General features: G+C 39.3%; 4 protein-coding genes and 4 pseudogenes. 6 read left to right on the top strand and 2 right to left on the bottom strand.

Going from position 1 to position 7,562, the window contains the following annotated elements; genetic code table 11:
* Nucleotides 1-82 precede the first annotated feature (82 nt).
* Together BUB35_RS17390 and BUB35_RS17385 are read right to left on the bottom strand one after the other, a co-directional pair.
* Nucleotides 83-1,045 (bottom strand): annotated as a pseudogene (locus BUB35_RS17390) (IS256 family transposase); the annotation flags it as partial.
* Nucleotides 1,046-1,167: 122 nt separating this feature from the next.
* Nucleotides 1,168-2,394 (bottom strand): annotated as a pseudogene (locus tag BUB35_RS17385) (IS256 family transposase).
* A gap of 171 nt (nt 2,395-2,565) precedes the next feature.
* Between BUB35_RS17385 and BUB35_RS17375 the strand changes: the two are divergent.
* The 6 genes and pseudogenes from BUB35_RS17375 to BUB35_RS17350 all read left to right on the top strand — a co-directional run.
* Nucleotides 2,566-3,747, top strand: a pseudogene (locus BUB35_RS17375) (Abi family protein).
* Between the two features lie 252 nt (nt 3,748-3,999).
* Nucleotides 4,000-4,262, top strand: a pseudogene (locus tag BUB35_RS17370) (transposase); the annotation flags it as partial.
* A gap of 109 nt (nt 4,263-4,371) precedes the next feature.
* Nucleotides 4,372-5,898: a Y-family DNA polymerase gene (locus BUB35_RS17365; RefSeq protein WP_330391271.1), complete on the top strand. Its 1,527-nt coding sequence runs from the start codon at nt 4,372-4,374 to the stop codon at nt 5,896-5,898.
* Nucleotides 5,895-6,299, top strand: a complete 405-nt coding sequence (locus BUB35_RS17360; protein WP_072853789.1) for a hypothetical protein — start codon at nt 5,895-5,897, stop codon at nt 6,297-6,299. The genes BUB35_RS17365 and BUB35_RS17360 overlap by 4 nt, the downstream gene beginning before the upstream one ends.
* 268 nt (nt 6,300-6,567) lie before the next feature.
* Nucleotides 6,568-6,954, top strand: coding sequence for a single-stranded DNA-binding protein (locus BUB35_RS17355; protein ID WP_072853787.1), 387 nt, complete (start codon nt 6,568-6,570; stop codon nt 6,952-6,954).
* Between the two features lie 95 nt (nt 6,955-7,049).
* Nucleotides 7,050-7,562, top strand: a 513-nt coding sequence (locus BUB35_RS17350) for a hypothetical protein (RefSeq protein WP_143185493.1), incomplete at its 3' end; no start/stop codon positions are given.

Here is a 7,562-nt window from a genome sequence, read left to right as displayed (position 1 = left end):
TTTGCCATAATAAAAGGTCCTCCTATGATTTAAATTTTACCATAGAAGAACCTCTTCAATTACATATTTACAGAAAAAGTTTCACACTGCCATATTTTCCGCTCCATTTTTCATCGAAACTTTCTAATTCAGCCAGTGCAATCTCTTCTGTCGGCGCGGCATATACACGTTTCAGATCAGCCATCAGGGGCTTGAGTTCTTTGTAGGAAACAAACTTTGTTGTATTCCTGATCTGATGGATGATGCACTGCTGAATCTCTGTCTCTGGAAATACCGCTTCAATTGCCTGAGGGAAGCCTGTCAGGCCATCCACACATGCAATCAGGATATCTTCCACACCACGGTTCTTCAGACCGTTCAGAATAGAAAGCCAGAATTTCGCACTTTCGTTTTGCCCCACATACATGCCGAGTACATCTTTATATCCACTCATATCGATTCCGATAGCGATATAGACCGCACGTTTTACAATCCGGCCTTCGTTACGTACATGGTAATGGATGGCATCCATAAAAACAACCGCATAGATTTCTTCCAAAGGTCTTTCCTGCCATTCTTTCACGATAGGAAGTATCTTATCTGTGATCCTGCTGATGGTACTGTCAGAAATTTCGATATCGTATAATTCGCGCATATGGCTTTCAATATTATTCGTGGTCATTCCTTTGGCATACATGGAGATGATCTTTTCCTCCATATCCTGAGTAACTGTATTCTGATATTTCTTGACGATCTGTGGTTCAAACTCGCCTTTCCGATCCCTGGGGATATCAATCTCCATATCGCCATAGCTGGTATGCATGGTCTTCTGGGAATGACCATTTCTGGAATTATCTGTTTCTTTGTTGCGATAATCATACTTGGAATATCCCAGTTCTTCATCCATTTCCTGATCCAAAGCGCCTTCCAGGATGATGGACATCATATCCCGCATAATGGAGTTGACATCGGTTCCATCCTTGACCTTTACATTGTTTTCTTTCAGATAATTGCCCATCATTTCCCGAAGGGCAGCTTTTTGTGGTGTATCTTTTTTTCTTGCCATAAAATAAACCTCCAAACTGGTAAGTTTATCTTACATCAGTTTGAAGGTTTACACAAACTTTGGGATACTCCCCATGTCAATAACAGGCGGCTTTTCCGCCTGTTTTAACCAATCTGTTCTTTTTATTCTGGAAGCCGTCCTTCATACATAATACTCAGTTCTCCGTAGACCTGACCCCAGTTCCGAATGGTGGTTGTCCATTTTTTTGTAGCTTCAAAGGTAGCCAGATACAGGGCTTTCAGCAATGCTGTATCGCTTGGAAATACGCTTCTTTGCTGGTTTAATCTCCGATAGGTGGAATTCAGAGATTCTAGGGCATTGGTCGTGTATATGACCTTTCGGACATCTGACGAAAATTTGAAAATTGGAGAAATGGCATCCCAGTTATCTTTCCAGCGTTTCATGGAGTTCGGATATTTGGGTGTCCATTTCTCTGTTACGCGTTCAAGGGCTGCCAGAGCGGTGCCTGATAGATGGTTTTCAAATCCGTTGCAAAGGCTTTCCTGTCTTTATCTGGAACATATTTCAGAGTGTTTCTTACCTGATGGACAATGCAGCGCTGATATTCTGTTTTCGGAAAGGCGGCAGCAATGGCTTCTTTGATTCCAGCCAGACCATCAGCACAAAGAATCAGGATATCTTTTACCCATCGGTTCTTCAGTTCATTCAAGACAGATAGCCGGTATTTAGAGCTTTCATTTTCCCCGACCTGAATGGTGAGAACTTCTTTTTTGCCTTCCGTATTGATCCCTAAGATCACATATGCCGCCAATTTGCGGATTATCCCATTATCTCGAACAGAATAATGAATCCCATCGATAAAAAGAATGGGATATACTTCATCTAAAGGGCGGTTCTGCCAATCTTCAATCTGAGGGAGGATTTTATCTGTTACATCAGAAATGAATCCTTCCGAAGTTTCAAAACCGTAAATATCCTCGGTGGTTTCAGATATCTGTCTGGTGGTCATTCCTTTGGCATACATAGAGATGATCTTCTATCGATGTCTGAAATATCTTTCTGACGCTTTTTGACGATTTGAGGTTGAAAAGTGGATTTACGATCCTGAGGCACCTCAATTTCCATGGAGCCATAACTGCTGTTGATACGTTTGCGTTTATACCCATTCCGGTAATCATCATTGTCAGAACGTTCAGATTTTTCATAACCAAGATGGTTGTCCATTTCGGCTTCCATCATTTCTTTGATGGTTCCACCAAGAAGATCCTTTAGAGCTTCCTGAATATCCTCAGCTGTCTGGATTCGTATTCTTCCAGGAGCTGATGAATAATGTTACGCTTTCCTTCTGTCATTTGTACGCGGTGTACAGGTTTCTTCTGTTTTGCCATAATAAAAGGTCCTCCTATGAATTAGATTTTATCATAGAAGAACCCATTCAGATACATATTTACAGAAAAAGTTTCACACCGCCGATGCATGACCGGTTTTTATTGTACTTCCTGCTGGCACGACTCACCCGATATTTCTCTGCATACTTCATCAGGGATTGCCGATAGGCTATGTCTTGTGTTATACTTTTACTCATGAAAGATACAGCTTCTTCATTGTTATGTTTAGTTCGCAACTCAACTATACCCCATGAAGCCGTATCCTTCCTCTTTTTTTATTTAGCTGTCCAATATGTATTGTACTCCAACAAAGCTTGTATTCTTTTTTCGAAAAGGAATTTTGACAGCTGCAATAAAAGTTGTATAATGATAGTAACAGAACCCACCACGCCTCTGATTTTTCATGCGCAACACAGTGGGACTTTTTTATTTATGGGGTGTTTTATGTATCAATATCCAAAACAAATATTAACAATAGCACAGCAGGTACAATCGTATATAGATGCGGAGATGGAGTTTGTGGATCAGGCTAATGTGGAAAAGGCATTAAAATCTGTTGGTTATTATCGTCTGCGTGGATACTCGTTTCACTTATATGATAATGCTACAAAGAAGTATATTCCAGGAACAAAGTTTGAAGATATTTTAAAGCTGTATCAATTTGATCAGGAATTATCTGCGTTGATTTTTGCAATGATTTCCAAGATTGAAGTGGCTTTGAGAGTACGATTGGTGGAAGCGTTGCTTATACACGGAGAACCACTTGTTCTGCAGGAATCATCGATTTTTAAAGAGAAAAAACTGTATTGGCAGAATATGTCTACAGTAGCGTCAGAAATTGCTCACTCTAATAATGTGTTTATCAAACATAATTTTGACAATAATGATGGAGAGGTACCTGTATGGGCAACTGTTGAAGTTCTTTCATTTGGTACACTATCGAAAATAATTAAGAATTTGAAAACAGGTATTGGAAGTTCGTATTCTATATTAGCAGCTAATTAACAATATAAATCGATAAAAGGGAACTTGGTAAATCTATCTCAGAAAATGCTTGCTTCATGGATACAGGGCGTTTCGGTATTGCGTAATATGTGTGCTCATAATTCCAGAATTTACAATCGCACAATACATACGACACCGGAAATTCTGGATGCAGATAAAGTCACACCATCGCCGGTACATAACGGTTTGTATCAAATCCTACTGGCAATGAAGTACTTGCGTTCATCTGATGAGGAGTGGACAGTATTTGTGGATACTTTTGATAAGTTGATTCAAAATAATATTAGTGTAGTTAGTTATACAGCAATGAATCTTCCAGTGGATTGGAAAGCACATTTAAGTGTATAAATGCAGCAGGACTGCATAAAATAGTAAAGCAGACCTAACCAAGCATTTTTTCCTCAAACCGGTTAGGCTTTCGGCGGAGTGTTACGATAAGCACTTCGCCATTTTTTGATGGAATTGATCTATGTATAAATAAGATCTGGATTCAAAGTACAATAAGTTTTGCAAATTAAAAAGGAACAAAAAGAGATATGGTTTGCAGATCTCTGGTAGAATGAAGTTGCGACTCATCATTCTGAAAGGAGACAGCAAACCATATGCGAGAAGATTGTACAGCGAAACGAAGAAGTTATCAAGGGGCAGTTCAAGGAACTTGTGCGCGGCAGCATAGAGGAAACCCTCAACGAGCTTCTGGAGGTCGAGGCAGAAAAGTTGACCCAGGCAGCCCGATATGAGCGCAATGAGCAACGCCAAGGCTACCGCAGCGGAAACAATGGCCACAATCTCACCACAACTTCCGGAGATGTCACCCTCAAGGTACCATAGTCAAAGGGATTGCCTTTGAGATGGCTATTATTGTATGCTTTAGCATAAGCCCTTTTTGATGGAAAGATATTTTTATTGACTGTTTGCAATAATAAATATAAAATGATGTAAGAACGTATGTTCTTTTATTAAGGTGAGAGTATGATGAAAAACAGAACTTATATTGCTATTGACTTGAAAGCATATTATGCTTCGGTGGAATGTATGGAACGTAGACTAGATCCATTGACAACTAACCTTGTGGTGGCAGACGCCAGCCGAACAAATAAAACCATTTGTCTTGCGGTTTCACCCTCTTTGAAAGCTATGGGGATCAAGGGAAGACCAAGACTTTTTGAAGTAGAGCAAAAGGTAAAGGAAATCAATTACGAACGCAAAGCCAGACTGCAAAGTAAAGAGTTCATAGGATCTTCGTATGATGCAGACGAGCTGAGGGAAAATCCCGCTCTTGCAGTGGACTATATCGTTGCACCACCCAGAATGAGATATTATATTCAGCAGAGTGCTTACATTTATGATATTTATATGCAGTTTGTATCCCCGGAGGATATCCATGTTTATTCTATCGATGAAGTGTTTATGGATGTGACGCCCTACTTGAAAACTACTGGAATGACTGCCAGACAATTTGCAATGAAAATCATTAAACAGGTTTTGAATAAAACAGGTATTACAGCTACGGTGGGTATTGGTTCTAATCTGTATTTAGCTAAAGTCGCTATGGATATTGGGGCGAAGCACATACATCCAGACGAAAATGGTGTGCGTATTGCGGAGCTTGATGAAATGTCATATCGTAGGCTATTATGGGAACATAGACCGCTCACAGATTTCTGGAGAGTTGGACGAGGCTATGCGAAGAAACTGGAGGACAATGGTCTATTTACCATGGGAGATATTGCAAGATGTTCCATAGGAAAAGAGACAGATTATCATAATGAGGAGTTACTGTATAAACTCTTTGGCATCAATGCGGAGCTGCTGATCGACCATGCCTGGGGCTGGGAGCCGTGTACCATTGCAGATATCAAGGCGTATAAACCGGAAAACAATAGTATGGGTTCTGGTCAAGTGCTACATTGTCCTTATCCAAATGAAAAGGCGAAAATCGTGCTGTTGGAAATGGCTGATCAGCTTTCTTTAGATTTGGTGGAAAAAGGTTTTGTGACGGATCAACTTGTTTTGACCATAGGTTATGACAGAGAAAATCTGAATGATACTGAAAAAATACGTTCTTATACTGGTAAGATTAAAATAAATCATTATGGTAGAGCAGTCCCACAGCATGCACAAGGCACGATTTCACTTGGTAAACCTACTTCTTCCAGCAAAAAGATCATTGATGCAGCAATAAGACTTTTTGAAGATATTACGGATGAAAAGCTTCTAATCCGAAGGATCAATATTGTAGCAAATCATGTGATTGCCGAAGACGTTATTTTAAAGAATCACATTTGTGAACAGTTAGACCTTTTTACAGATTACGCTGAGAAGAACAAAATAGAAGAAAAAGAAGCTGCCGAGAGAGAAAAAGAGAAAAAACTACAGCAGGCGTTGTTATCCATTAAGCATAAGTTTGGAAAGAATGCCGTTTTGAAAGGTGTTAGCTTGGAGGAAGGTGCAACAGCAAAAGATAGGAATAATCAGATTGGAGGACATAAAGCATGAGTGGAAAATATGATGATATCATAGATTTGCCGCATCCAACTTCCAAAAAACATTCACGAATGTCAAGACAAAATCTAGCCGCTCAATTTTTGCCTTTTGCAGCACTGACTGGATATGATGTGGTGATTCGTGAAACAGCAAGAATTACAGAAGATAGACGAGAGTTAAGTGAAGATGCAGTAGTTGAGCTGAATTATAAAATTTCTTTGTTACAACAGGAACAAGCTGGTATGAAAAAAATAAAGGTTATTTATTTTCGACATGATACAACAAAAGATGCTGGTGCATATAGGGAAGAAGATGGAGGTTTCAAAAGAATCAAATCAAATGAAGGTATATTGGAACTGACAAATAGTATACAAATTCCATTAGAAGATATTTTTAAGATTGAGATTGTTTGAACGGTGTTTTGCTGAGTAGAAAGAAAAGTAGGTTAAATTACAATTTTCCTTTCAGATAATGCTAAAAAGAAGAAATAGAATAATTGACAACATCAGTTCCTTATGCTAATCTAAACTTGTAATCATTGGTTTTTGCCTGTTGACTGAAACAGGTAGGTAGTTTAAGGATAAAAAGCGTTTTTGTATTTATGTTTAAAAGACATGAAGCAAAAGCGCTTTTTTTTATTTTATTATTTTTTTAAGCCGAAAGGCAGAAAGGAGAATGAGAATGATTCAAATTACAACAGTAGGAAGGGTAACAGCGGACTTGGAACTGAAGGAAAGTGCGAAAAAAACACCATATCTTCGTTTTGATCTGGCAGTTACAAAGGGATATGGCGAGGGAAAGCACACGGTATTTTTGCCATGCTGGGCTTTCCAGTCTATAGCCCAAAGAATGGAGTCAGCCGGCGTCAAAAAAGGCAGTCAAATCATGATTTCTGGCGATTTAGACGTAGTTGATTTTGAAAGGAGGGACGGAAGCAAGGGAAAGGCGAATAAAGTAAGTGTTTATGATTGGCAGTTTGTTGCCAGCGGAAAGAAAGAGGAAAAAGAAGAATCTGCACCTGTGTATGATGAACATACATGTGCTGATGAGGATGATCTTCCTATGTAAACAGCATTGGGAAGAAATGAAGAGGGATGAAATGCAATGGTTTTGTTGATTTCATTCCTCTTTTTTTTATTTTGTTTTAGAAAGGATGATTGAAAATGAAAAGAAAGAGTGTATGGAAGGCAGCCGGCGTACTTGTAACAATGCTTATTTTATGTGAAATCATTTTGCCAAGTTCTTGGAAAATGGCAGCAAGAGGAATCTCGTTGGTGAGCAGTATACTTTACTTCCTCTACTTAAACAGAAAAGCTATTGCGGTTCGTTGGTCAAAAAAGGCTGGTAAAAAACAACCAAGAAAAAATGCAACATTGGTTCAGCTGGAGCCGGATTATAAAAAGCTTTTTGTCCAGCAGGCAGCACTTCGTATCCAAGAAAAGATGCAGCAGAAATTCGCAGGTGGAAAAATCTGCTTGTGTGAGGCTGATATCATTCGATTGGCATATCTGAAGCGTCCTTTATGTGTTGCCATCGAAGGTGTAGATGGGTTCAGTCACATGAATATTTCCATGACAGAAGATGGAATGTTCCGCATGAGCCTGTTTACTTTGGTGGATTTTGATACCATTTCGGATGACCAAAGTGAGAAACAGGAACACACCTTGGACGAGGTG

Source organism: Anaerotignum lactatifermentans DSM 14214 (assembly GCF_900142265.1).
In the GTDB taxonomy this organism is placed as follows: domain Bacteria; phylum Bacillota; class Clostridia; order Lachnospirales; family Anaerotignaceae; genus Anaerotignum; species Anaerotignum lactatifermentans.
Note: the sequence above shows the minus strand (reverse complement) of the source record. Positions and strands in the feature narration are given on the sequence as shown.